Origin of the sequence: Cyanobium sp. L1E-Cus, from assembly GCF_024345755.1 — a bacterium.
Taxonomy (GTDB): domain Bacteria; phylum Cyanobacteriota; class Cyanobacteriia; order PCC-6307; family Cyanobiaceae; genus Cyanobium_A; species Cyanobium_A usitatum.
This window is the reverse complement of record NZ_JAGQBS010000003.1, coordinates 285,430-307,480: the sequence shown is the minus strand read 5'-3', so window position 1 is coordinate 307,480 and position 22,051 is coordinate 285,430. Positions and strand designations below refer to the sequence as shown.

Sequence of the window (22,051 nt, the reverse complement as noted above, 5' to 3'; positions counted from 1 at the left end):
ATCTTCTTAGTGGCCAAAACTGCTCTCATCGCCGGCATCACCGGCCAAGACGGTGCCTATCTCGCCCGCCATCTGCTGGAAGCCGGCTACCGGGTAGTAGGGAGCAGCCGTGATGCCCAGAGCAGCGATACCAGCCGACTCGACAGGCTAGGCATCGCTCAAGACATTGAGCTCATCTCCCTAGCCCCAAACGATTTCCGCAGCGTACTTAAGGCACTCTCTTCGATCGAACCAAAGGAGGTATACAACCTCGCCGGTCAAACAAGTGTGGGGCTCTCGTTTGAACAGCCCGTTGAATGCATGGAGTCAATCGCCGGTGGAACGCTCAACTTTTTAGAAGTACTGCGCTACCTCGAAGCTCCCACACGCCTATTTAGCGCAGGCAGCTCAGAGTGCTTTGGTGACACCCAGCAACAAGCAGCGAACGAAGCAACAGCCTTCCACCCCAGAAGCCCCTACGCCGTTGCCAAAAGCACAGCATTCTGGCAGGTGGCAAATTACCGCGAAGCCTATGGAATATTCTGCTGTACCGGTATTTTAGCCAACCATGAATCCCCCCTGCGTCCCCAGCGCTTCGTGACGCAAAAGATCATCGATGGAGTGAGGCGAATCAAACGGGGTGAAACCCAAGAGCTGAGGCTCGGCAATCTGGACATCTGGCGCGATTGGGGATGGGCGGCGGAATACGTTGTAGCCATGCATCAGATGTTGCAGGCACCAACTGCGAAGGATTACCTAATAGCGTCGGGGCACACCACATCACTGCGGGAGTTCGTTCGCATGGCCTTTGCGGCAGCTGGGCTAGAAGCAGACAAATACTTGGTCAGCGACGCAACATTTCTTAGGCCAAGCGACTTAAAGTATTCCTCCATGAATCCAAGCCAAATCTATGCAGACTTGGGCTGGAAAGCTCAAGTACAGCCGAGCGAGATCGTACAAAAAATGTATGAAGAAAGGCTGCTTTAGTCCCAGCGCTAATCTTTCAGCCGGGCACCCGCATCCTCTTAGCAAATCCTAATTACGTTCCATGATCAAGACTGCTCTCATTACAGGGATTACGGGTCAAGACGGCAGCTACCTGGCTGAGCTGCTGCTGGAGAAGGGCTATGCGGTGCACGGCATCAAACGCCGGGCCAGCAGCTTCAACACTGCAAGGATCGATCACCTATACCAAGACCCGCACGAGAGCGATCCCAGGCTGGTGCTGCACTACGGCGATTTAACTGACAGCACCAATCTGATCCGGATCATCCAGCAGGTGCAGCCCGATGAGATCTACAACCTAGGGGCCCAGAGCCATGTGGCGGTGAGCTTCGAGGCGCCGGAATACACCGCCAATTCCGATGCGCTCGGCACGCTTCGCATCCTGGAAGCTGTGCGGATGCTGGGACTCACAGCCAAAACCCGCATCTACCAGGCCAGCACCAGCGAGCTCTACGGCCTGGTACAGGAGATTCCCCAGAAGGAAACCACTCCCTTCTACCCCCGCAGCCCCTATGGGGTTGCCAAGCTGTACGCCTACTGGATCACGGTTAATTACCGCGAGGCCTACGGGATGTATGCCTGCAACGGCATCCTGTTCAATCACGAATCACCGCGGCGCGGTGAAACGTTCGTGACCCGCAAGATCACCCGCGGCCTGGCCCGCATCGATGCCGGGCTGGATCAATGCCTGTTCATGGGCAACCTCGATTCGCTGCGGGATTGGGGCCATGCCAGGGATTACGTGGAGATGCAGTGGCGGATGCTGCAACAGGAGGGGCCCCCGGAAGACTTCGTGATCGCCACGGGCCGCCAGGAATCGGTGCGGCGCTTCATTGAGCTCGCAGCACAGCAGCTCGGCTGGAACGCTGGTGGCGAGCAGGCCATCCAGTGGCAGGGTGAGGGCCTGGAGGAAGTGGGTCACCGCGCAGACACCGGCGCTGTGGTGGTGCGCATCGACCCCCGCTATTTCCGCCCGGCGGAGGTGGAAACACTGCTGGGCGATCCCAGCAAGGCACAAGAGAAGCTGGGCTGGACTCCCACCACCACCTTGGAGGAACTCGTGGCAGAAATGGTGGCGGCGGATAAAGAAGAAGCAGCCAAGGAGGCCACCCTGCGGCGCGAAGGCTTTGCGGTGGTGGGCTCGATGGAGAATCCACCGACCAATGCGGCTGCGGTGGCCGCCGCCCAACCATGAGTGGGCTAATAACCCGAGCCGACCGCATCTTCGTGGCCGGCCACCGGGGCATGGCCGGCAGCGCCATTACTCGGGCTCTGCAGGGGGCCGGCTACGTCGATCCAGCACAAGGTGGCGCTCTGATCACCGCCACGCGCGCCGAGCTCGACCTGCTGGATGCCGTGGCGGTGCAGCGCTGGTTTGCCGAGCAGCGGCCCACTGTTGTGGTGCTGGCGGCAGCAAAGGTGGGTGGCATCCATGCCAACAGCGCATACCCGGCCGACTTCCTGCTCGACAACCTCAAAATCCAGACCAACGTGATCGAAACGGCCTGGCGGGCCGGAGTGCGCCGCCTGCTGTTTCTAGGCAGCAGCTGTATTTATCCTAAATTTGCTGAGCAGCCAATACGGGAGGAAGCCCTTCTAACCAGGCCGCTGGAGCCCAGCAACGAGTGGTATGCCATCGCCAAGATCGCCGGGCTCAAGCTCTGTGCGGCGCTGCGCCGCCAGCACGGCTTTGACGCCTTCAGCCTGATGCCGACCAACCTTTATGGCCCAGGCGACAACTACCACCCCACAAACAGCCATGTACTGCCGGCGCTGATCCGCCGGTTCCATCAGGCAACTGAGTCTGGCGAAACCAGAGTTACTTGCTGGGGAACGGGGACCCCACTGCGGGAATTCCTGCATGTGGATGATCTTGGCGAGGCTTGCGTATTTGCCCTAGAGCATTGGCAGCCAGGCCCCGAGGAGCTGCAGCACCTGAATGTGGGCACCGGAGTAGATCTCACCATCGCAGGCCTGGCAGAAGCAGTGGCGGCGGCCACAGGGTTTCAGGGTGATATCTACTGGGATAGAAGCAAGCCAGACGGTACGCCCAGGAAACAGCTTGACGTAAGCCGGATGGCGGCACTGGGCTGGCGCGCGCGTATTGAGCTGGCAGAAGGCCTAGCAAGCACAGTTGCGCTTTACCAACAAGAGATCAAGACAAAAGCAATTCGCACGCAATGATCTTCAAAGGCGCTTCATTCGTCATGCAATATATGCATATGAACATCATATAGTCCGCGCCTTAATGTCTATTGCAGAATCGACTTGTGGATTAACGGCAATCATTCAGAGATCTTTGGACTGACAACACATTGAAATTCTCCAGATTCACTAATGCATCGGCCGACCTGGCTACTCCACCCTTAGAGCACATCTGGGTAGACCTAACGCCAATGCTGACGGGGGGTGCCAACGGTGGCGCCAAGCCATTCATCCTCACGCTGCTGCAGGAGCTTGCCAAACACCAGCCCCAGGCCCTGTTCCACTGCACCTGCAAGCCAGAGCTGGTAGGTGATCTTCAGCCCCTTGAAGCAGCCAATCTCATCTTCACGCCATCTGTTCCGGTGTTGGCGGCAGGGCGGTGGCTGGGCTCGAGGCGCCTCGGCCGCCACGGCCGACATCTCCGCCGGAGGGTACTGAATTATCTTTCAGGGCGCTCGAATAGGGCGGAAGTTTCATATCATCCAACTACACCTAACCACAACCAGGGTGCTGGAGCCCAACTCCTCCTCTGCCCCTTTGGAGCACCCCTGCTGCACTGTGCAGGTCTCACCACAGTGTCTACTTTCTACGACCTACAGGCACTCGCCTATCCAGGCTTCTTTCCCGCCGTTGCACAGTCAGAACGGCTGAGCCATTTCCGCCAGATGCTGGCAAAGGCCAGCCGCATCGCAGCCATCTCCCACTTCTCCCACCAGGAAGCAATCAAGCATGGGGCTGATCCAGGGCGCATCAGAGCCATACCGATCCGAATGGCCCGCAGTCGCAGTGCGGTGCCAATGGAACGGCCACCCTTCCATCTGGTGAGTGGCCGCTTCTTTCTCTATCCCGCCAACCTCTGGCGCCACAAGAACCATGAGCTCCTGCTCACCGCGTTCGCCATGGCGCGTCAACAAGGGCTGCTGCACGATTTCATCTTGGTGTGCACCGGAGATGGCGTCGGTCGGTTGGAGGAGCTAAGGAAATTGTCGGCAGATCTGGGCTTAAACGAGAGTGTGCTGCTGCCGGGGTTCATTCAAGAAGACGAACTCGAAGGGCTGTATCAGCACAGCCTCGCGGTGGTTTTTCCGTCTCTCTATGAAGGCTTCGGCATGCCAGTAATAGAGGCAATGGCTCGTGGCATCCCCGTAGCCTGCAGCAACACCACTGCCCTCGGAGAGGTGGCCGGCGATGCCGCCCTACTCTTCCATCCGGGCAATCCACAGCAGATCGCAACAGCCCTGCTGCAGCTGGCCAAGGACCCAGCGCTGCGGCATAGCCTGATCAAACAGGGTCTAAAACAAGCAACGCCGTATGCGCAGGCTGAAGTGATGGCTCAGCAGTACTGGGAACTGTTGTCTGAGGCCCACGCTGCTGGGTCTATGGCCTAGACCATCACCCCGATCAGATAATCCGTACCGCCGTCCTGTTTCATGAGCGAACTAATCCGAATTAGCGTCATCACGCCGTCTTACAACCAAGGCGTGTTTATCGGTCGCACCCTGGCCAGCGTGGCCAGCCAGAGCCATTCACCCCATGAGCACCTGGTATTTGACGGCGGCAGTAGTGACGAAACCCTGCAGGTGCTGAAGGCGGCCGGAGCCAACGTGCGCTGGGTCTCACAGCCAGATAATGGCCAGGCCGATGCAGTGAACCAGGGTCTTCAGGCAGCGAGTGGAGACATAATCGGCTGGCTCAACTCCGACGATATTTATTATCCGGATACCTTCAAGAAGGTGGCGGCAGCCTTCGCCAAAGATCCCAGCCTTGACGTGGTGTATGGAGAGGCCGATCACATCGACTTAGACGATGTACCTTTCGAAAGCTATCCCACCACCTTCTGGGATCCGGAGCTGCTGCGACACACCTGTTTTATCTGCCAGCCAGCCCTCTTCTTCAGAAGACGGATCATCGAGCGAGTAGGCCTACTGGATGCCAGCTTGCGCTACTGCATGGATTACAACTATTGGCTCAAACTAGCTGATGCTGGCTGCCGCTTTGCCTACATCCCCGATAAACTAGCAGGATCAAGACTTTACGCAGAGAATAAAACGCTCAGCGATCGTCCAGCCGTACATCGTGAGATCGCTGAGATGTTTCGAAGTTATCAAGGAAATGTTCCTTTGCGCTGGGTGTTTGCCTATGCGCATCACAGCACTGCAGCCCAGTTTGACCGCAGCAAAGAGCCAATGCGCTTCAAGCTGCATCTTTACCTCGAAACAATGCGAAGCCAATGGCGTTGGAACCGTCGCGTTGGAATCTCAGCGCTACGCGAATTACGTCAGGCCAACCGGCGTCACGCCCTAGAGGCAACGGCAGCCGAAATGCATGCTGCCTCCTCATAGAGGTCAAGAAGTTGGCGAGTGCTGACTTCCCAACTAAAGGCCGCTGCCCGCTCCCGAGCTGCAGCAGCTAAATCGGCCCGCCGCTGAGGCTGAATCAATAACACTTCGATAGCCTCCACCCAGGCATCCCGATTATTGGGGTCTAAAAGAATGCCGGCATTGGCCACGATCTCTGGCAGTGAGGTAGATCTGGAACTGATCACAGGCGCTCCCTGCCCCATACCCTCCAGCACCGGCAAGCCGAATCCCTCGTAGTGGCTGGGATACAGGTTCAATAAACAATGGCGGTAGAGCCAGATCAGCTCCCGATCACTCACATAGCCGAGCAGATGAATATCTGCAGCCCAGGGTGAATCCATCAGATCCCGCTCAAAATCATCCATCAGCCAACCCATACCACCTGCAAGGACCAAAGGAATGGCCGCACCACCACGCTCCCGGAAACGGCTGTACACCTCCACTAGGAAACGCTGATTCTTGCGCGGTTCGATCGTGCCGATGGCAAGAAGGAAAGGGTTTCCGCTATGGAAGAGCTTTGCCTGCGGCTGAATGGGCTGGATATCAAATCCAGGCTGATCGAATCGAGAGGCCGGATAAATCACCCGAACCCTCTCCGGCACAACATGAGGGAAATGATGCAGAAACTGCCGCTTAGAAGAGTTGGATATCGCTAACAGCCAGTCTGCCCGAACAGAAGCTTGCTGCACCCCCTTAAAACAACCGAGGCGGTTCGTCTCGGTTGTCCACTCAGGATGCTCAGCAAAACTCAAATCGTAGAGCGTGTAGATCAGGGTCGTGCGCAGCCGCCAGGGCGGACACCAGAAGTTGTTGGCATGTATTAAATCAAATCCATCAAGTAGCTCTCCTGCCTGCTGCTCGCTTTGCCAAAAAGCCTGCGCATCAGAGCGACGCAACAGACGCGGCCCATAACCCACCCCGTGGCTGCGATGCGGGAAAGCCGCCGCTTGGGTGGGATCATGAAAAAAGTCACCGAAGCTTGTAAGCAGCGTGAAATGATGATCTGCACCCGATGTCAGCAGGCCATCGATCAAAGCTGCAGCATAAAAACCGCAGCCAGCCTTCCGTGGCCCTGTCTGACTCACATCAAAGGCAATATTCAGTGGAATCACCCCTAATCTCCCTGATAATTGGGCAATAATAAGGGAGACGATCTCCTAACTAAGCGAAGCCAGAATTTCCCCCAATAGCGTCGCCAAGCAGGGGCGATAATCCCCAAATCTTGATTAATCTCCTCTAGCTGCTTCTTACCCCTCAAAATGGCCTGCCAGCCACTCGTGGCTCCGCCCTCAGCCATCGCGACCAAAGGTACCGAGCAGATAGCCACTTGCCCTGCCAGACCTGGCCGCAACAACAATGTCTGCATAAGTTTATAATCTGCAGAGAGACTGTAGTGCACATCAAAGCCTGTGGCCCGATAGAGAGACGATTCTGCAATAAAACCAGGATGGGGGTAATGGAGACCATGCCGCAACTGCTTATGCCAGACTTTCACATCGGGTGGAGGCAAGTGCACGATCCACTCTGCCCGCACATAACGCTCGGGCCGACGAAAATAAGCAATTGATGCCAGCAGCAGTGCAGCATTCTTGCGGCGAGCTTGGATCAGGAAATCCGCGTAAGCACCTGGATCCAGCAGGAGATCGTCAGCATTAAGCACATGGCAGTAGTGGCCGCGCGCCAATTGCAAACCCAAGTTCATGGCGGCATAAGGTCCACCACCGATGTCCCGCTGCCAACGACAGAAAGGGTGCCGCGAAGTATGCCGTTCCAGCAGCTCCTGGGTGCCGTCTGTAGAGCCTCCATCAATAAGTAGATGCTCCAAGCCCACACCGGCCTGCTGCAGGATCTCCCAGGTACGCACCACGCCCATGAGTGTGTCGGGCAAGGTATCTACCGATTGAAGACAGGGAGTGATGACCGTCACTAACGGCGGGGAGCACTCAGAACCAGCCGGCAGGGCCATAAGCAAATGATTTCCCTAGATGATGGAAAATAAATCATGAACTCTCACGAATCCCCAAAACCCCGAGCCGTCAGCATCGGCTTCGATGACCAGATCTTCCGGCGGCAGCTGCGCGGCGGGATCAGCCGCTACTTCCGTGAGCTGGCCCACGACCTGAGCTCAGTGGGCGTGGAAGTCCACCCCGCAATGGATCAGCAGCGCAGACATTGGCCAGGCCCTCAGCCCTGGCGGCAAGCAGACGTTCTACATGCGACCTTCTACGGGGGCAAGCCCTACCGAAGGCGGAGCCAGCAGCAATTGGTCAGCAGCCTTTTCGACATGACCCCGGAGCGGCACCCAGAGCATTTTTTCTTGCCCGCCTTTCGCTCACCCCATGCCAATAAGGCAAGGTGGCTTGAGGCCTCTGATTTGATCCTCAGCATCAGCGCCGCCAGCGCAGACGACCTGGCTTTCTTCCAGCCAAATCTGAGGGTGCCGCTGAAGGTGATCCACTTGGCCACTGCCATAGATCGACTGACCCCAAAACCCATCGCGGCACTTACGGGACGCCGCTACTGGCTCATGGTGGGCAAGCGCCACGCCTACAAAAATGGGCTGACTGTGCTGCGAGCGCTAGCCCTGCTGCACAGCGGAACTACTAGCAAATCTCGCCGCAGCGAAAAGCCCTTGCTGGTCTGTGCGGGGGGTGGCCCTTGGCGGTCAGACGAGCGCCGATGGATTGGCGGCCAGGGCTTGGAGGATGCAATTCTCCAACTGCCGGCCGACGATCGCGTGCTGGCCTGGCTATACCGCCACGCCGAAGCCGTAGTAGTGCCCTCCCTGGCCGAGGGATTCTCTCTTCCCTTGATCGAGGCCCTTGCCTGCGACACACCGGTTATCGCCTCAGATCTAGAGGTGCACCGGGAAGTGGGACAAAGCTACGCCACTCTTCTACCGGCCCTCAATGCCAAGGTCTGGGCCGAAAAGCTCGCCGACAGTGAGCGGTTATTGAGCCCTAGCCAAAAACTTGGAGCCCAGAAGTATGTCGCCCTGCGCTCCCATTACGCACCAGAGCGACTAGTTCAAGAACACATTGCAGCTTACGGCAGCACAGCAACATAAAAAGAGCACCTTTGACTTAAGCCATGCAACAAGCTTAATCGACAAAAGCCAAAACTCACGAGCGGGCCATAAAAATCCTACGAGTTACTAGTCCCAATTAATACACCTATATGCACCCATTTATGGGAGGCTCCCTGAATAGCAATAGGATGCTTCTTGCCTAGCAGTTACCCAAAACTGGCAGCGGCATGGCACAACTGCCAAGGCCAGGAGTGACGCCAGGTGATGCGTGAAAGAGGCCCCGCTTACCAAACCCTCTACAAGGAAAGGACCTATTCGTTGGCTGTCAAGAACTCTCAGGAACGCGACCGCTGGCTGCCGCGTACGTCTTGATCAAGAACCTGCATAGGAAGCGCTCAGCCCTCGGCGTCCGATCCCCCCATCAGCCGCTCCACGAAGAATTTACCTTAGCTTGCGCATGCGTTCGACACCGCGACGAACGAGCATAATGAGGCCCCCAATGGTACTCCTATAAACAGTAATCGGGAGATAAAGAAGACGATCCAGCTTGGCTGCGGAATGCTCAGCAATAGCCAAGGCTTGCTGAGCTTTGGTCGCAAAACCTTCAAAACGGCTGTCCCAGCGAGCCATCAGATCTTCAAGACTCAGACCATAACTGGCATCAAACTGCTTACTTGTAAGCGATAAGATATCTTCACCTGCAAACTTCTGGGCGACAATAGAATAGTCCGGACTGGCGCCATTGACTACATCCTGCAGGCTAATGTCACTACGATTAACGATGTCCTTGGACTCTTGAAGGCGCAGAGTTTTTACTCGGTGAAAGCCTGCATACTCAGCAGCAAACGCCAAGAGCATCGACGGGATTGGTCGTAGGTGGGTCGGGTCAAGATAGAAGTTACGGGTCGCAACAAGAATATTTTCCGGGTTCGGTGTTTCCATGATCAAAAGCCCTCCCGGCTTTAGCACACGGAATGACTCACCGACTAACACGCGAAGCTGGTCGAAGGTGATGTGCTCAACAAGCTGAATCGCAGAAATTACCGCTTGACTTTCATCAGGCAAGGCACATAGATAATCCAATGCATCACCGTGTTCAACCGGCAAAGCGAGCTTAAGGCAAGAATCGAGCATACCCGTATCGGCATCTACCCCCATGGGCGTGAAGCCTGCCTCAACAAGAAGCTCCACCCACTCTCCTCGACCACAACCGAGATCTATTGCCGCAACTCCAGGATAAGCGCTCAACAGAGGCTTAACAAATGGAAGATAAACTTCAAGGCGCAATTTAATGAGTTCTCGGGAGCCGCGATAACGCTCCTCAAACTCTTGATAGAATCTATCACTCATACGAAACACCGCACGGCTGGAGGGATCCATGCTACGCCAACAAATTCATCCTTATCGACATTGACCATCTCAAATAGCAAAGCCCGGTCACGCCATTCGAAGTTTTTTACGGCATGGGTTTCGTCAGCGTGCAAAGCGACAGCAATTGAATAACTACCCGGCCCGAGATTAGCCTGAAAATCAAAATATATCTCGACAGCATGATTGAGTCCAAGATTTTTTAAACTAAGCTTGTGGTAGAAGGTATTGGTTCCAAAAACAGGTTGACCAAAGCGATCCTTAATCATGTAACCGACAACCAAGTCCTGTACATTGACGTTGCAGGTAGCCGACACACGCAGAGAAACCGGTTGGCCAACAGCGACCACCTCCAGTTGATGGCCCTTTGCATCAAGTAGAGCGGCGTCGGACAAAGTAACTTCTCCAGTACCGGAAATGGTCTGAATTTTGCCTTCGCCAGTAACTTCCTGGTTGACGATCTGGCTCTGGTGATCAGCCAGCATTGCGTTGTAGTAATCCATCACCGCTTCTGGCTCGCCCTCCATAGCTAGCTTACCTTCATTGAGAAGGATAGCGCGGTCGCAGATAGACTGAATTGAGCTCTTGTCGTGAGAGACAATCAGCAGCGTTGTGCCCTGCTCACGAAACTCACGTATTCGGGCAAAACTTTTATGCTGAAAATATGCATCACCCACTGACAATGCTTCATCGATGATAAGCACATCTGGGCGATCGGCGGTCATAACACTGAAAGCCAAGCGCATCTGCATACCGCTGGAGTAAACCCGTATCGGCTGGTCGATATATTCACCTATTTCAGCAAAGGCCTCTATTTCTGGCATGAGTTGGGCAATGTCATCAGCTGGATAGCCGAGGAGCTGCCCTGCCATAAAGACATTTTGGCGACCGGTAAAATCGGGATGGAATCCCATACCAAGCTCAAGCATCGCCGCAACACGACCACTTATGCGGACACTACCAGTAGTAGGATGAGTTGTGCCTGTAATCATCTTGAGCAGGGTACTTTTACCAGTACCATTGATGCCGATAATCCCTACGGCCTCACCAGGATTAACCGTAAAATTAATATCTTTAAGCACCCAATGCAACTTGTGGCGGACTTGATGAAAAGGACTGATCCACTCAGCCAGTCTCGACCAGCGGCTGGAATAGTGCTTGTATGCTTTACCTAGATTAGAAACTGTGATTGCACTCATTATAATTCATCCACCATTTCACCAGCATGTCTGCGGAACAGACGCAAGCCAAGGCTACATAGGACAAACGCACAGATCGCCATATAAATGAGACTCCCCCATGCTGGCCAGACTCCCCTGACCAATACCCCCTGCACTGCAGAGATATAAGCAGCTAATGGATTTAACGCCATTAATGCTTGTGTCCATTTAGGCAATATTGCAGGTGCATAGACGATGGGAGTCAACCAAAACCAAAAGGTCACAATGATCCCAAATGCCTGGCCGACGTCCCGAAAAAAAACATTAAGTACACCCAACAACATGCCCAACCCCGCAGAAAATGCGATCAACAGCCCGGTTAGCGGAAACAACGCCAAAAAAGCCGGCCCAGGAAAACTACCACTTATGAGCAGAAAAACAGTGAACAACGAGAATATGATAGAGAAATTCAGAAGAGCGCTGGCTACCACCACAGCTGGCAAGCAGATTCGAGGAAATCGCAGCTTCTTCAGCAGATTCGCATTTTCGATGAACATAGTCTGCGACCGAGTCGTAATCTCAGCGAATAAGCCCCAAGTGAGAATGCCAGCACAAAGGAAGATGCTGTAGGCAAATGTACTATCAATTCCCGGCAATCTTGTACGCATGACTTGCGCGAAGATCACCGTGTAAACCACGATCGTAGCCAATGGATTAATTACGTTCCAGGCAAAGCCAAATATTGAATTAACGTACTTGCTCTGAAACTCACGCCGCACAGAGCCCGAAATGAATCCACGGCAGGCCCAAAGCTCCCTGATTAATCGCATGATTTAGAGAAGCCTGACCAAAAAAGGGGCTTGATCATTCAAATGGATTCTGGGCTTCAAGAATGAATTCATAGTGATCTATCCGATCCGCTAGCCCCCATACCCTGACTTTATCTTCACCGCCTCAAACCACTCCAGATTTTCTAAAGACCACCTTACCGTTGTCGCCAGACCCTTCTCGAAGGTAAAGCGAGGTTTCCAGCCGAGCTCCGTGGTGATCTTGGACGCATCGATCGCATAACGGCGGTCATGGCCAAGGCGGTCTGGCACCGAGGTGATCAACCGAGCATGAGGCGCTCCCTTGGGCTGGATATCATCCAACAAATCGCAGATCGCCTCCACCACCTGCTTGTTGTTGCGCTCACTCGGGCTGCCGTGATCACCGGCACCGCCAACGCAGTAGCTCTCGCCCAGGCGACCCCTAGTGGCCGCCAGCAGCAACGCCTCCACGTGATCTTCCACATACAGCCAATCGCGCACGTTGGCACCGTCTCCGTAGAGGGGAATCGGCTCGCCGGCCACGGCCTTGAGGATCACCACCGGGATCAGCTTCTCGGGAAACTGCCAGGGTCCGTAGTTGTTGGAGCAGTTGGTGATCACCACCGGCAGGCCGTAGGTGTGGTGCCAAGCGCGCACTAGGTGATCACTAGCGGCCTTGCTGGCCGAATAGGGACTGCGCGGGTCGTATGGGGTGGTTTCTGAAAACCGGCCCGTGAGCCCGAGCGAGCCAAAGACCTCATCAGTGCTGATGTGGTGAAAGCGGAAGTGTTCATGCCGCTCCTGGGAAAGCTGCTCCCAGTGGGCCCGCACCGCCTGCAGCAGATGGAAGGTGCCAGTGACGTTGCTCTCGATAAAGGCCCCTGGCCCGCTGATCGAGCGGTCCACATGGCTCTCTGCCGCCAGGTGAAACACCAAATCCGGATCGGCCTGGCGCACGGCCGCAACCGTTGCTTCGGAGTTGGTCAGATCCACTTGCAGCAGCTGGTGCCGGCCCGCCGCCGACGCGCCCAGCTCGGCGAGGGTGAGCTCAATGCTGGTGAGATCACTAGCGTAGCCAAGCTTGTCGAGGTTGAACACCGAGGCGCTGGAATCGCGCAGCAACCGGCGCACGAGCGCACCGCCGATGAAGCCGGCGCCGCCGGTAACCAGCACGCGGTTGATCCCTTCGGGCAGTAGTGAGGGCATGGGATCAATCAAGCTTCCAGGAGGCTACCGGGGAACGTTGTTCCACAAACCATCCCCACGGAAGGGGGGCATGCCTACGGGCAAAACGCCTTTAACCTGACCCCATGGGCTTGATTTACGGCACCGTTCAGCTCTCCAACCCCTCGAGCCCCGAGCTGCAGGGATTGGAGGTGCGGGCCCTGGCCGATTCCGGGGCCGTGCACCTCTGCATCCCTGAGCACGTCGCCATCCAGCTGCAGCTGCGAGAGCTGGAGCAGCGGGAGGTGATCCTGGCCGATGGACACCGGCGCACGGTGCCCTACATGGGCCCCATTGAGGTGCGCTTCGCCAACCGCCGCTGCTTCACCGGCGCCATGGTGCTGGGCAACGAGGTGCTGCTGGGGGCCATCCCCATGGAAGACATGGATCTCGTGCTGCGGCCCCAGCTGCAGTCGATCACCGTGAACCCAGAAAGCCCCAACATCCCCTTGAGCCTGGCCAAGCAGACCGATCGCTAAGCCAACCGCGCCGGCCACCTGGCCGATGCCTGAGGCTGAGCTGAAGGCGTCCAAAATCTGTACAAGTTGTACAGATTTCCTGACACCCCCAAACAGCTGATCGACCCCTCCGAACGCAATGCCAGGCGAGTCCGAGATGTGATCTCAGTGCTTGAGGAGTACGGGGGAATGGCGGGCTAAACCTGCGCTGTGAATCGACGTAGGGTCAAATCACAGCCCATCGAGTGCCACAGAAGCCAATCTGATCAGCAAGGAAAAAACGCCTTACAATCAAGATCCAAGCTGCCCATTGCAATGGTCGAGCCCCCAACGCAAAGGCGCAAGCGATCGCGGTCCCTCACCGTCACCCGAAAAGGGCAGGTGACGCTGCGCAAGGATCTACTGGCCCATCTGGGCATTCAGCCTGGCCAGCGCATTGATGTGGAGGTGTTGCCTGGCGGCCGGCTGGAGCTGCACGCCGAGCAAGCCACCGGCAGCATCAACAGCTTCATCGGCCTGCTGGCAGGCCGCAGCAGCCACTGCGCCAGCATGGAGGAGCTGAATCAGGCCGCCGCCGCCGGCTGGGCCGGGCTCGGCGACGCAAACGCCCAACCCATCACCAGCCCATGAAGATCACGGCCGACACCAACGTGCTGGTGCGCGCCCTGGTGCAGGACGATCCCGAGCAGGCCAAATCAGCCAGTGCGCTGCTGGAGCAGGCGGAGCTTGTGGCGATCCCCCTCCCTGTGTTGTGCGAACTGGTTTGGGTGCTGCGCCGTGTCTACCGCTTCTCCAACCACGACTGCGTCAGCGCCATCGAAGCGCTGCTTGCCAGCAGCAGCGTGGTGGCCGATCGACCGGCCGTGACAGCCGGGCTCAAGCTGCTCACATGGGGCGGCGATTTCGCTGATGGCGTGATCGCTTTCGGCGGACGGCAGCTGGGCAGCCAGCAGCTGGCCACCTTCGACCGCGAAGCAGCGCGCCTGCTGAGCGAAGCCGGTGAACCCGTGCATCTGCTGCGGTGATGCCCGCACACCCAAGCAACTCTCTGCGTGGAACTTGGCTGGAGGGCCTGTAGTTCCCCAGCTCACTGAGATCGCGCCAGGCCGTGGCCCGGCTAACCCTGTGAGGCCAATCGCTTTGCGCAGCGTCATCCCCCTTGAAATCGTTCGGGTTCGACATCGAGCAGCCGATTGAGCAGCTTCTGCTGCCGCGCATTGAAACAGCTATGGCGATGCCGCCACCAAAACAGCGCCTTGGCCTGCACCGCCGCCGCCACCGCCTGGTTGGCGAGAGCCGCTGCTGCCACCTGCACCAGAAACCACTGCAGCCAGCGCGTCACCTCCAACACGCCCCGCTGGCAGTGCTCCGCTTCATCGAGTGAAGCGATTAACGGACTCGATTCGCTTCACGGGTGTTTGAAGGGGCTGACTGGACCGGAGGGGCGCTGACCCGAAAGCGTCAAAACACGGTTGTGCACTCCTGCGGGAGGGAAGCAACCACTCCTAGTGGCACCACCCTTCACAACACTTGGCCAGCACCTCCACCTATTCCCGCCCGTTCAGGCAGTGCAGGACTCCAGAGGCCTTGCCACATCCGGAAAAGCCGCAACACCAGCTCGGAGGTCACTGGTTGGTCCTGAAAAGACAGCAGCAGCTCACGTCGCAGATAGCCGCTGAGCACATTGCGCCACTCACTGCGCCAAAGCGGCGGCGCTGTCCAGCGGGGTTGCTCCAGCAACAGGGCTTCGGCCAACGACGTTTTGGGCCCTGGCAGCAGCAGATAGGCCAACACATTGGTATCGACGACGATCAAGATCGCCCCTCGCGATTGGAGGCATCGATCTCAGCCGGATCAAAACAGTGCTGAGCAAGGCTGTTGCGCAAGGCGCGGATCTCCTGGAGCTGCTGCTCCACCGCCAAGGGCTCATGGCCCAAGCCAACTTCCAAACAAACGATGGCTTCGTTGTTGAGACTGCGCCGGTGTCGCTTGGCGGCGGCAGCGAAGCGGCCGTGCTGGTGCCTATCGACGAATGGCGTCGTCTCCAGGCAGCCGCACAGCCCAGCCTGAAAGACCTGCTCCTTACTCCAGGCGCGCGTACACAATCTTTAGTTCCGCCGCGGGGCCAGGCCCGCTGGCGATCCGTGCCGACTCTGTAGCCCGATGGCGTTTCTACTGGACACCAACGTGGTTTCGAAGCTGGCATGGAACTCACCCGCGGACAAAACCCCGCCAAGGCCGCCGAGATCGAGCAGTGGCTCGATCAGGTGAGCTGCACTTACAACATCTTGCCAATGGATGGGCCAGCTTTTCGCTGCTGGGCCCAGCTAATGCAACGACAATCCAACACCCTCTACGAGGACGCGCTGATCAATCCGTTCAGCGCTACGGACAGGCAGGCCTGATCGCCCTGGTGGCAGCCCCTAATCCCCCCGAGCCAGCACCTCCACCAACGCCTCGCGCCAGTGCAACGGCTCCAGCCCCAGGGCTACTCGGCTGGCAGTGCAATCCAGCAGGGAATAGCTGGGGCGCTGGGCCGGCGTGGGGTAATCCGCCGTGGTGAGCGGTTTCACCCTGGCGGCCCGCTCCAGCAGGCCGGCCTCCACCCCCAGCTCACCGATCGCCACGGCGAAGTCGTACCAGCTGGCGGCGCCGGCATCGCTCCAGTGCAGGATGCGGGAGCTGGCGGTGTCAGTGGCGGGATCTGCCCCCACCCCGATCGCCCGCCAACAGGCCGCCGCCAGGGTGAGGGTGCTGGTGGGGCAGCCCACCTGATCGGCCACCACGCCCAAGGATTCGCCCGCCGCGGCCTTCAAAGCGTGGAGCCTCAGCATCGTGCGGCAGAAATTTTTGCCCACGGGCCCATAAACCCAACTGGTGCGCAGCACCCGCGCCCCCGGCAGCTGCAGCGCCGCCTCCTCCCCAGACGCCTTAGTGGCGCCATACACACCGAGCGGATCCAGCGCCTGATCGGGCCGATACGGCGAACCCTGGGCCCCATTGAACACAAAGTCGGTGCTCACCTGCATCAGCCGGCCGCCTGTTGCCGCAAGGGCCTCAGCGAACGCCGCTGGGGCGCCGGCATTCACCGCCGCCGCCAGCTCCGGCTCGCTTTCGGCCTTGTCCACCGCCGTGTAGGCGCCGGCATTGAGCACCCAATCGGGCCGATGCTGCTGCACCGCCGCCCGGCAGGCCTCGGCATCGGCCAGATCCAGCTCGCCGCGGGCGCAGGCGATCAACTCCACCTCGGGCGGCCTGGAGGCGATCAGCTCCTGGCCCAGCTGGCCGGCGGCCCCGGTGAGCAACACCTTCATGGCTGGAGCAAGGGCAAACTTGCCACCATTGTGAACAGCAGGGCGAGGATGCCATCCGCGTGAATGATCTAATCTGAGAATTAGTAATTCACCCGGGGCGGCCGTGCGCAGCACCATCACCAGCCGCGGCCAAACCGTGATCCCTGCGGCCATCCGTGATCGCTTTTCTCTGGGCCCCTCCAAACGCCTGGAATGGATCGTGGAGGCGGATGGCTCCATCCGGGTGCTCCCCGTTGACCCGTCACCGGTGAAGGCCTTTCGCGGCACGGGCAAGCGAGGCGGCTCCACCCAACGCCTGATCGCTGAGCGTGAGGCAGAGCGCACCGCTGGTCGCTGATGACGACGCTGATTCTGCTGGACACCTCAGCACTGCTGACCCTGCGCGACGATGAACCCGGAGCCGACCGTGTCGAACAAGCGCTCAAGCAGCCACAGCACTGCTACGCCTGTTTTATGAGTCGGATGGAAGTGCTTTATCGCGTCTGGAAGGATGAAGAGGAGCGCGCTGGCCGCCTGGCCTATGAGCAGCTCAAGGCCTTGCCCTTGCAGTGGATTGAGGTCTCTGAGCCCCTGCTGGAGCGCGCCGCGAGCATCAAGGCCTGCCATTCCCTGTCGCTCGCAGATGCCTGGATCGCTGCCGCTGCCCAGCAGATCGGCGCCACGCTTCTGCACAAAGACCCTGAATTCCGCGCTGTTGCCGAGCTCTCTCAGGAATGGCTCTATTGAGCCTCATGGGCCAGATCGAATGGGAAACCAAGGCGAAGGGTCTTCCCCCTTCAAATCCTTCGACAGGGCCTGCAAGCCCGCCACGCTTAATGCGCACTAAAATGCGCACATCTGCAGCCTCGGCCATGCGCACCACCCTGGAGCTGCCCGACCCCCTGTTTGCCCGCTTGAAGGCCCGCGCAGCCAGTGAGCAGACAACCCTCAAACAACTGTTGCGCAACTACGTGGAACAGGGTCTCAACGCAGCTACCCCAACGACGGCACCAAAGCGCACAGCAGCAGGCCTGCCCCAGCTGAACAGCCCGCTCTCGATGTCCAGCAACACCCTGAGCAACGCCACGCTATTTGAGCTGCTGGACTCTTGAACACCCGTTCCGACCCAGCGGATCTGCCCGATCTGAACGTGTGGCTGGCCTTGGCCGCGACACAGCACCCTCACCACGCACAGGCATTGACGTATTGGGAACAGCAAGCCTCCGGCCGGGTGCTGTTCTGTACGGTCACGGCCCTAGGGCTGGTAAGGCTCTTGAGCCAACCAAAGCTGATGGGCGCATCCGTTCTGGGTTCAGCGGAAGCCTCCGATCTGCTGCAGGCGTTCCGCCGTCAACCCGGCGTGGCCATGGCAGCACCGGAGCACGACAGCTGGGACCTCTTTCACACCCTGCTTTCCAGCGCCGAGCTGCCAGCCCGACTTCAAACCGATGCCTATCTGGCCGCCCTGGTGATCGCCAACGGCTGGCGGCTGGTTAGCTTCGATCGCGATTTCGAGCGCTTCAAAGGCCTGAACTGGCTGCCACTCTGACCTCAGCTGAACAGATCGGAAGGTGACAGCGCCGCCAGCAACGGCGCCACGGCATCCTTCTCCGATAGCTGGGCCTCTGCGCCAGCCAGGGCCTCGAGGGGCCAGGCGATCGCTAGCGCAGGATCATCCCAGCGGATGGCGCGCTCACACTCTCGGCTCCAGAAGTCGGTGGTTTTGTAGAGCGCCTCAGCCTGCTCACTCAGGGTGAGGAAGCCGTGGGCAAAACCCGCCGGCACCCACAGCTGCTGCTTGTTGTCGGCGCTCAGCACTGCCCCCACCCACTGACCAAACGTGGGCGAACTGCGGCGGATATCCACCACCACATCGAAGATCTCCCCCAGCACGCAGCGCACCAGCTTCCCCTGGGGATGGGGCGGCAGCTGGTAGTGCAGGCCCCTCAGCACCCCACGGCTGGAGCGCGAATGGTTGTCCTGCACGAAGGCGGTGTCGCCGGCGGCAGCGTTGAAGGCTTGCTGGTTCCAGCTTTCGAAGAAGAAGCCCCGCTCGTCGCCAAACACCCGCGGCGTCAGTAGCAACGGTCCCTGAACGGGCACGCCGGCCGCCGTGGTGAGCACTTCAACCTGCATCGGGGGTCTCCAGAAGTTGCAGTAGATAGTCGCCGTAGCCGCTCTTGCGCAGCGGAGCAGCCAGGGCCGCGAGCTGGTCGGCGCTGATCCAGCCCAGCCGCCAGGCCACCTCCTCAGGGCAGCCCACCTTCAGCCCCTGGCGATGCTCCAGGGTGCGGATGTAGCTGCCGGCCTCATGCAGCGAATCGCAGGTGCCCGTATCCAGCCAGGCCATGCCCCGGCCCATCAATTCCACCTGCAGCAACCCCTCCTCCAGGTATTGGCGATTGAGGTCGGTGATCTCCAGCTCGCCCCGGGGTGACGGCTGGATGTGGCGCGCCCGCTCCACCACCGATGAGTCATAGAAGTAGAGCCCGGTCACCGCGTAGCGCGACTTGGGCTTGCTGGGTTTTTCCTCCAGGCTCAGCACCCGGCCATCCGCGGCAAACTCCACCACCCCGTAGCGCTCCGGATCCCGCACCGGATAAGCAAACACCGTGGCTCCCTCAGCTGGGCCATTGCAGGCCTGGAGCTGGGGAATCAAATCATGGCCGTGGAAAAGGTTGTCGCCAAGCACAAGGGCCGCCGCCGCACCGTCCAGAAAATCGTCGCCAATCAGAAAGGCCTGGGCCAACCCGTCCGGGCTGGGCTGCTCGGCGTAGGCGATCGTCATGCCCCAGCGAGAACCGTCACCCAGCAGGCGCTCAAAGGCCGGCTGATCCTGGGGGGTAGTGATAATCAGCACCTCCCGAATCCCCGCCAGCATTAACGTGCTGAGCGGGTAATAGATCATCGGCTTGTCGTACACCGGCAGCAGCTGCTTACTTACCGCCTGCGTGATCGGATGCAGCCGAGTGCCGCTGCCTCCGGCCAAAATTATTCCCTTACGGGTCACAGGGAACGCTCCGCTGGGAGAATGCTGCCATGGCAGCACTGCGCCTCCTAATCCACGCCCCTGGTGCCCCTGGCATGCGCTGGTTTGGCTTTGGGCCAGGCCTGCGCCCTACCCGGGGCCTGTGGAAGCTGCAGCGCCTGTTCAACAAGCACGCCTTCTGGGCCCAGCAGCGCAGCCACGGGCAGCTGCGCCGCCTGCTGGCTGGCAGCGCCGTGGTGGTGAGCTTGTGGCATGGCAAGCGCCTAGTGGGCTTCGGCCGGGCCAGCAGCGATGGGATCTATCGCGCCGTGCTCTGGGATGTGGTGGTAGCCGGCGACCTGCACGGCCAAGGCCTGGGCCGCCGGGTGGTGGAGGCCCTGCTGGCCGCCCCCGCCCTGCGCGGCGTTGAGCGCGTTTATTTGATGACCACCAACAGTGCTGGCTTTTATCAGCAGCTGGGCTTCCGCGATGCAGCCCCCCAGGCCCTACTGGTGAAACAAGGAGTTTCAGGGGCCTCGGGGGTTTCGACCGGATAGGCAAGCGCGCCAGCCGCCTCAGCTAGATCCCGATCGAAGGTCGCCGGCAACAGGCCCAGGCGATAGGCAAGCTGGAGCTGAAGCAAAAGGGGCAGGGCTGCAATGCCAGGCCTGTAGCGCTGGCGGTGGCGCACCATCGCAAAGTCGTCCGGCTCAAAACAAACCACCGGACAACGTTCCGCCAAAAAGCCATCTAGCAACCGTTGCGCGGCCTGGCTGTCGAGCTCCCCCTCGAGCTCCATCACACTCCACGCACTCACCCTCAGCAGCCTCTCCCCCACCCGCTCCAACCAATTCAGAGCAGCGGCACTCTTTGGCCCCGGCAGCAGCAATGCCCGCAACAAAGAAACATCGAGCAGCCGGCCGTGGCTGCCCATGCGCCGCCAGGGTTCAAACGGCTCCATGGCCTGCCTCCTGGTGCAGACGACGTAAGCGCTCAAGCCAAAGCTCAGCTCCAGCCTGGCCTGCCAGCTCAGGAATCAGCCGCGCCACCGGTTTGCCGTAGCGACTGATCACCACGCACTCACCAGCTTGTATGCGATCGAGCAAGCCGGACAACTGCTGGCGAGCCTGAGCAAGCGGAACCGTGGTCATGGCGGCGGCGGGGGCGAAGGAAGGGTTGCGCTGATGGGCACTGTCAAAGAAGTTGTACAGCTGTACAACTTCCCGCATAGCGTCGAAACAGCACCACCAGCATTCCCACAGTCAGCATTCCCACTGTCAAGAGAAACCCAGTCAAGGGAAACCCAGGCAGCCGAAACCAACTACCCGCCACTTACGGACGCTGCGCCCACGTGGTAGCACCACCAAACCAAGCACCTTCGGCCCGGCGCCTTTAGTCGGGAATAGCCGCCATCAAGCTGCCCATCTCCAGGGCCTGCAGGCCGTAATTCCAGCCCAGGTTGCTCTTAATGCCGGCCCGCTCTAGGGCCTGCTGCAAGGTGTCGGTGGTGAGCACTCCGAAGATCACGGGAACGCCGGTGTCGCGGGCCACGGCAGCCACTCCTTTGCTCACCTCGGCCACCACCACATCGAAATGGGGGGTGTCGCCTCGAATCACGGCCCCAAGAGTGATCACCACCTGGTAGCGACCGCTGGCCGCCAGGCGCTGGGCCACCAGGGGGATCTCGAAGCTGCCGGGCACCCAAGCCACATCCAGCTGGGCACTGGCATCACTGGTGTCGACTCCGTGGCGCGAAAGGCAGTCGAGGCAGCCGCTCAGCAGCTTGCCGGTCACCAGGTCATTAAAACGGGCAACCACGACCGCGATACGCAGACCAGCCGTATCGGTGAACCGCCCTTCAAAAATCGCCACGCTTCAGACCACAAAGATGCTCATGCCCCAGTTGAGCAGCACCAGGGCCACCCAGGCGAGGCCGCCAAGCAGGATCAGGCGATTGGAGCGGCCTGAGTCTTCACTGCTGGCGTAGAGCACCGGCACCGCCACAATCAAGGCGAACGACAGCACCACCAGAGCCAAAACGGTGAGGGTGTTGAGGATCTGCATGGATTAGCAGCGGCTACACGCCGATCGGTTGCGAGATTCTCACACGCAGACCCAGGTCAGCCGGGGCACCGCTTCACAACATGAAGCCACCGGCAAGTCGACCTACGATCCAACCTCACCAGGAAAGGGC

At 59.0% G+C, this 22,051-nt stretch carries 32 protein-coding genes; 15 read left to right on the top strand and 17 right to left on the bottom strand.

Annotated elements, in window-relative coordinates; translation table 11 throughout:
* The first annotated feature begins 9 nt into the window (after positions 1-9).
* From KBZ22_RS04395 to KBZ22_RS04385, 3 genes are all read left to right on the top strand, one after another.
* Positions 10-966, top strand: coding sequence for a GDP-mannose 4,6-dehydratase (locus KBZ22_RS04395; protein ID WP_255021164.1), 957 nt, complete (start codon positions 10-12; stop codon positions 964-966).
* A 61-nt stretch (positions 967-1,027) separates the two neighbouring features.
* Complete coding sequence (gene gmd, locus KBZ22_RS04390) at positions 1,028-2,179, top strand: GDP-mannose 4,6-dehydratase (protein WP_255021163.1); 1,152 nt, start codon at positions 1,028-1,030, stop codon at positions 2,177-2,179.
* Positions 2,176-3,168: a GDP-L-fucose synthase gene (locus KBZ22_RS04385; RefSeq protein ID WP_255021162.1), complete on the top strand. Its 993-nt coding sequence runs from the start codon at positions 2,176-2,178 to the stop codon at positions 3,166-3,168. Before gmd ends, KBZ22_RS04385 begins: the two co-directional genes overlap by 4 nt.
* A gap of 203 nt (positions 3,169-3,371) precedes the next feature.
* On the opposite strand, the gene KBZ22_RS04380 is transcribed toward KBZ22_RS04385, so the two are convergent.
* The gene (locus tag KBZ22_RS04380) at positions 3,372-3,608 is read right to left on the bottom strand and encodes a hypothetical protein (RefSeq protein ID WP_254998760.1); all 237 of its coding nucleotides are present in this window, start codon (positions 3,606-3,608) and stop codon (positions 3,372-3,374) included.
* A 156-nt stretch (positions 3,609-3,764) separates the two neighbouring features.
* Between KBZ22_RS04380 and KBZ22_RS04375 the strand changes: the two genes are divergently transcribed.
* Both KBZ22_RS04375 and KBZ22_RS04370 read left to right on the top strand, forming a co-directional pair.
* Positions 3,765-4,577: a glycosyltransferase family 1 protein gene (locus KBZ22_RS04375; protein WP_255021161.1), complete on the top strand. Its 813-nt coding sequence runs from the start codon at positions 3,765-3,767 to the stop codon at positions 4,575-4,577.
* A gap of 42 nt (positions 4,578-4,619) precedes the next feature.
* On the top strand, positions 4,620-5,531 hold the full coding sequence (locus KBZ22_RS04370) for a glycosyltransferase family 2 protein (protein WP_255021160.1): 912 nt from the start codon (positions 4,620-4,622) through the stop codon (positions 5,529-5,531).
* Here KBZ22_RS04370 and KBZ22_RS04365 read toward each other — a convergent pair.
* Together KBZ22_RS04365 and KBZ22_RS04360 are read right to left on the bottom strand one after the other, a co-directional pair.
* Complete coding sequence (locus tag KBZ22_RS04365; protein WP_255021187.1) at positions 5,483-6,634, bottom strand: glycosyltransferase family 1 protein; 1,152 nt, start codon at positions 6,632-6,634, stop codon at positions 5,483-5,485. The genes KBZ22_RS04370 and KBZ22_RS04365 overlap by 49 nt on opposite strands.
* A gap of 29 nt (positions 6,635-6,663) precedes the next feature.
* Entirely contained in the window at positions 6,664-7,476 is an 813-nt protein-coding gene (locus KBZ22_RS04360) for a glycosyltransferase (protein WP_255021159.1), read from the bottom strand.
* Positions 7,477-7,551: 75 nt separating this feature from the next.
* Here KBZ22_RS04360 and KBZ22_RS04355 point away from each other — a divergent pair, with 75 nt between their 5' ends.
* Positions 7,552-8,616 carry a glycosyltransferase gene (locus tag KBZ22_RS04355; protein ID WP_255021158.1) on the top strand — a complete coding sequence of 355 codons (1,065 nt, stop codon included), beginning with the start codon at positions 7,552-7,554 and terminating at the stop codon, positions 8,614-8,616.
* A gap of 402 nt (positions 8,617-9,018) precedes the next feature.
* On the opposite strand, the gene KBZ22_RS04350 is transcribed toward KBZ22_RS04355, so the two are convergent.
* From KBZ22_RS04350 to rfbB, 4 genes are all read right to left on the bottom strand, one after another.
* The gene (locus KBZ22_RS04350) at positions 9,019-9,957 is read right to left on the bottom strand and encodes a bifunctional 2-polyprenyl-6-hydroxyphenol methylase/3-demethylubiquinol 3-O-methyltransferase UbiG (protein ID WP_255021157.1); all 939 of its coding nucleotides are present in this window, start codon (positions 9,955-9,957) and stop codon (positions 9,019-9,021) included.
* Positions 9,924-11,144, bottom strand: a complete 1,221-nt coding sequence (locus tag KBZ22_RS04345; RefSeq protein ID WP_254998750.1) for an ABC transporter ATP-binding protein — start codon at positions 11,142-11,144, stop codon at positions 9,924-9,926. The genes KBZ22_RS04350 and KBZ22_RS04345 overlap by 34 nt, the downstream gene beginning before the upstream one ends.
* Positions 11,144-11,935: an ABC transporter permease gene (locus KBZ22_RS04340; protein ID WP_255021156.1), complete on the bottom strand. Its 792-nt coding sequence runs from the start codon at positions 11,933-11,935 to the stop codon at positions 11,144-11,146. Before KBZ22_RS04340 ends, KBZ22_RS04345 begins: the two co-directional genes overlap by 1 nt.
* 90 nt (positions 11,936-12,025) lie before the next feature.
* Positions 12,026-13,120, bottom strand: coding sequence for a dTDP-glucose 4,6-dehydratase (gene rfbB, locus KBZ22_RS04335; RefSeq protein WP_254998747.1), 1,095 nt, complete (start codon positions 13,118-13,120; stop codon positions 12,026-12,028).
* A 104-nt stretch (positions 13,121-13,224) separates the two neighbouring features.
* Between rfbB and KBZ22_RS04330 the strand changes: the two genes are divergently transcribed.
* The 3 genes from KBZ22_RS04330 (at position 13,225) to KBZ22_RS04320 (ending at position 14,621) form a co-directional block, all read left to right on the top strand.
* Positions 13,225-13,617 (top strand): clan AA aspartic protease, encoded by a 393-nt coding sequence (locus KBZ22_RS04330; RefSeq protein ID WP_255019392.1) that lies wholly within the window; start codon positions 13,225-13,227, stop codon positions 13,615-13,617.
* Positions 13,618-13,977: 360 nt separating this feature from the next.
* Positions 13,978-14,226: an AbrB/MazE/SpoVT family DNA-binding domain-containing protein gene (locus tag KBZ22_RS04325; RefSeq protein ID WP_255021155.1), complete on the top strand. Its 249-nt coding sequence runs from the start codon at positions 13,978-13,980 to the stop codon at positions 14,224-14,226.
* A complete protein-coding gene (locus KBZ22_RS04320; RefSeq protein ID WP_255021154.1) occupies positions 14,223-14,621 on the top strand; it encodes a type II toxin-antitoxin system VapC family toxin in 399 nt (132 codons plus the stop codon). The genes KBZ22_RS04325 and KBZ22_RS04320 overlap by 4 nt, the downstream gene beginning before the upstream one ends.
* Before the next feature lie 125 nt (positions 14,622-14,746).
* Here the strand turns inward: KBZ22_RS04320 and KBZ22_RS04315 are convergent, their stop codons facing one another.
* The 3 genes from KBZ22_RS04315 to KBZ22_RS04305 all read right to left on the bottom strand — a co-directional run bounded on the left by KBZ22_RS04315 (position 14,747) and on the right by KBZ22_RS04305 (position 15,701).
* Positions 14,747-14,947: a hypothetical protein gene (locus KBZ22_RS04315; RefSeq protein WP_255021153.1), complete on the bottom strand. Its 201-nt coding sequence runs from the start codon at positions 14,945-14,947 to the stop codon at positions 14,747-14,749.
* A 170-nt stretch (positions 14,948-15,117) separates the two neighbouring features.
* Positions 15,118-15,411: a type II toxin-antitoxin system VapC family toxin gene (locus tag KBZ22_RS04310; RefSeq protein WP_255021152.1), complete on the bottom strand. Its 294-nt coding sequence runs from the start codon at positions 15,409-15,411 to the stop codon at positions 15,118-15,120.
* The gene (locus tag KBZ22_RS04305; RefSeq protein ID WP_255021151.1) at positions 15,408-15,701 is read right to left on the bottom strand and encodes a hypothetical protein; all 294 of its coding nucleotides are present in this window, start codon (positions 15,699-15,701) and stop codon (positions 15,408-15,410) included. The genes KBZ22_RS04310 and KBZ22_RS04305 overlap by 4 nt, the downstream gene beginning before the upstream one ends.
* Positions 15,702-15,800: 99 nt before the next feature.
* On the opposite strand from KBZ22_RS04305, the gene KBZ22_RS04300 reads away from it, so the two are divergent.
* Positions 15,801-16,001 (top strand): hypothetical protein, encoded by a 201-nt coding sequence (locus tag KBZ22_RS04300; protein ID WP_255021150.1) that lies wholly within the window; start codon positions 15,801-15,803, stop codon positions 15,999-16,001.
* An 18-nt stretch (positions 16,002-16,019) separates the two neighbouring features.
* Here KBZ22_RS04300 and rfbD read toward each other — a convergent pair whose 3' ends face one another.
* Entirely contained in the window at positions 16,020-16,910 is an 891-nt protein-coding gene (gene rfbD, locus KBZ22_RS04295; protein ID WP_255021149.1) for a dTDP-4-dehydrorhamnose reductase, read from the bottom strand.
* 103 nt (positions 16,911-17,013) lie between these two features.
* On the opposite strand from rfbD, the gene KBZ22_RS04290 reads away from it, so the two are divergent.
* The 4 genes from KBZ22_RS04290 (at position 17,014) to KBZ22_RS04275 (ending at position 18,438) form a co-directional block, all read left to right on the top strand.
* Entirely contained in the window at positions 17,014-17,247 is a 234-nt protein-coding gene (locus KBZ22_RS04290) for an AbrB/MazE/SpoVT family DNA-binding domain-containing protein (protein ID WP_255021148.1), read from the top strand.
* Entirely contained in the window at positions 17,247-17,636 is a 390-nt protein-coding gene (locus tag KBZ22_RS04285; protein ID WP_255021147.1) for a PIN domain-containing protein, read from the top strand. Before KBZ22_RS04290 ends, KBZ22_RS04285 begins: the two co-directional genes overlap by 1 nt.
* Before the next feature lie 125 nt (positions 17,637-17,761).
* A complete protein-coding gene (locus KBZ22_RS04280; RefSeq protein ID WP_255021146.1) occupies positions 17,762-18,001 on the top strand; it encodes a hypothetical protein in 240 nt (79 codons plus the stop codon).
* Positions 17,998-18,438 (top strand): TA system VapC family ribonuclease toxin, encoded by a 441-nt coding sequence (locus tag KBZ22_RS04275; protein WP_255021145.1) that lies wholly within the window; start codon positions 17,998-18,000, stop codon positions 18,436-18,438. Before KBZ22_RS04280 ends, KBZ22_RS04275 begins: the two co-directional genes overlap by 4 nt.
* A 2-nt stretch (positions 18,439-18,440) precedes the next feature.
* Here KBZ22_RS04275 and rfbC read toward each other — a convergent pair whose 3' ends face one another.
* The gene (gene rfbC, locus KBZ22_RS04270; protein WP_255021144.1) at positions 18,441-19,025 is read right to left on the bottom strand and encodes a dTDP-4-dehydrorhamnose 3,5-epimerase; all 585 of its coding nucleotides are present in this window, start codon (positions 19,023-19,025) and stop codon (positions 18,441-18,443) included.
* On the bottom strand, positions 19,015-19,899 hold the full coding sequence (rfbA, locus tag KBZ22_RS04265) for a glucose-1-phosphate thymidylyltransferase RfbA (protein WP_255021143.1): 885 nt from the start codon (positions 19,897-19,899) through the stop codon (positions 19,015-19,017). Before rfbA ends, rfbC begins: the two co-directional genes overlap by 11 nt.
* A 29-nt stretch (positions 19,900-19,928) precedes the next feature.
* Here rfbA and KBZ22_RS04260 point away from each other — a divergent pair, with 29 nt between their 5' ends.
* On the top strand, positions 19,929-20,414 hold the full coding sequence (locus tag KBZ22_RS04260) for a GNAT family N-acetyltransferase (RefSeq protein ID WP_254998735.1): 486 nt from the start codon (positions 19,929-19,931) through the stop codon (positions 20,412-20,414).
* Here KBZ22_RS04260 and KBZ22_RS04255 read toward each other — a convergent pair.
* From KBZ22_RS04255 to psbZ, 4 genes are all read right to left on the bottom strand, one after another.
* Positions 20,327-20,818, bottom strand: coding sequence for a hypothetical protein (locus tag KBZ22_RS04255; protein ID WP_255021142.1), 492 nt, complete (start codon positions 20,816-20,818; stop codon positions 20,327-20,329). The genes KBZ22_RS04260 and KBZ22_RS04255 overlap by 88 nt on opposite strands.
* The gene (locus tag KBZ22_RS04250; RefSeq protein WP_254998733.1) at positions 20,805-21,086 is read right to left on the bottom strand and encodes a type II toxin-antitoxin system Phd/YefM family antitoxin; all 282 of its coding nucleotides are present in this window, start codon (positions 21,084-21,086) and stop codon (positions 20,805-20,807) included. Before KBZ22_RS04250 ends, KBZ22_RS04255 begins: the two co-directional genes overlap by 14 nt.
* Before the next feature lie 163 nt (positions 21,087-21,249).
* The gene (gene ribH / locus KBZ22_RS04245) at positions 21,250-21,729 is read right to left on the bottom strand and encodes a 6,7-dimethyl-8-ribityllumazine synthase (protein ID WP_254935255.1); all 480 of its coding nucleotides are present in this window, start codon (positions 21,727-21,729) and stop codon (positions 21,250-21,252) included.
* Between the two features lie 3 nt (positions 21,730-21,732).
* Positions 21,733-21,921, bottom strand: coding sequence for a photosystem II reaction center protein PsbZ (gene psbZ / locus KBZ22_RS04240; RefSeq protein ID WP_106632462.1), 189 nt, complete (start codon positions 21,919-21,921; stop codon positions 21,733-21,735).
* Positions 21,922-22,051 lie beyond the last annotated feature (130 nt).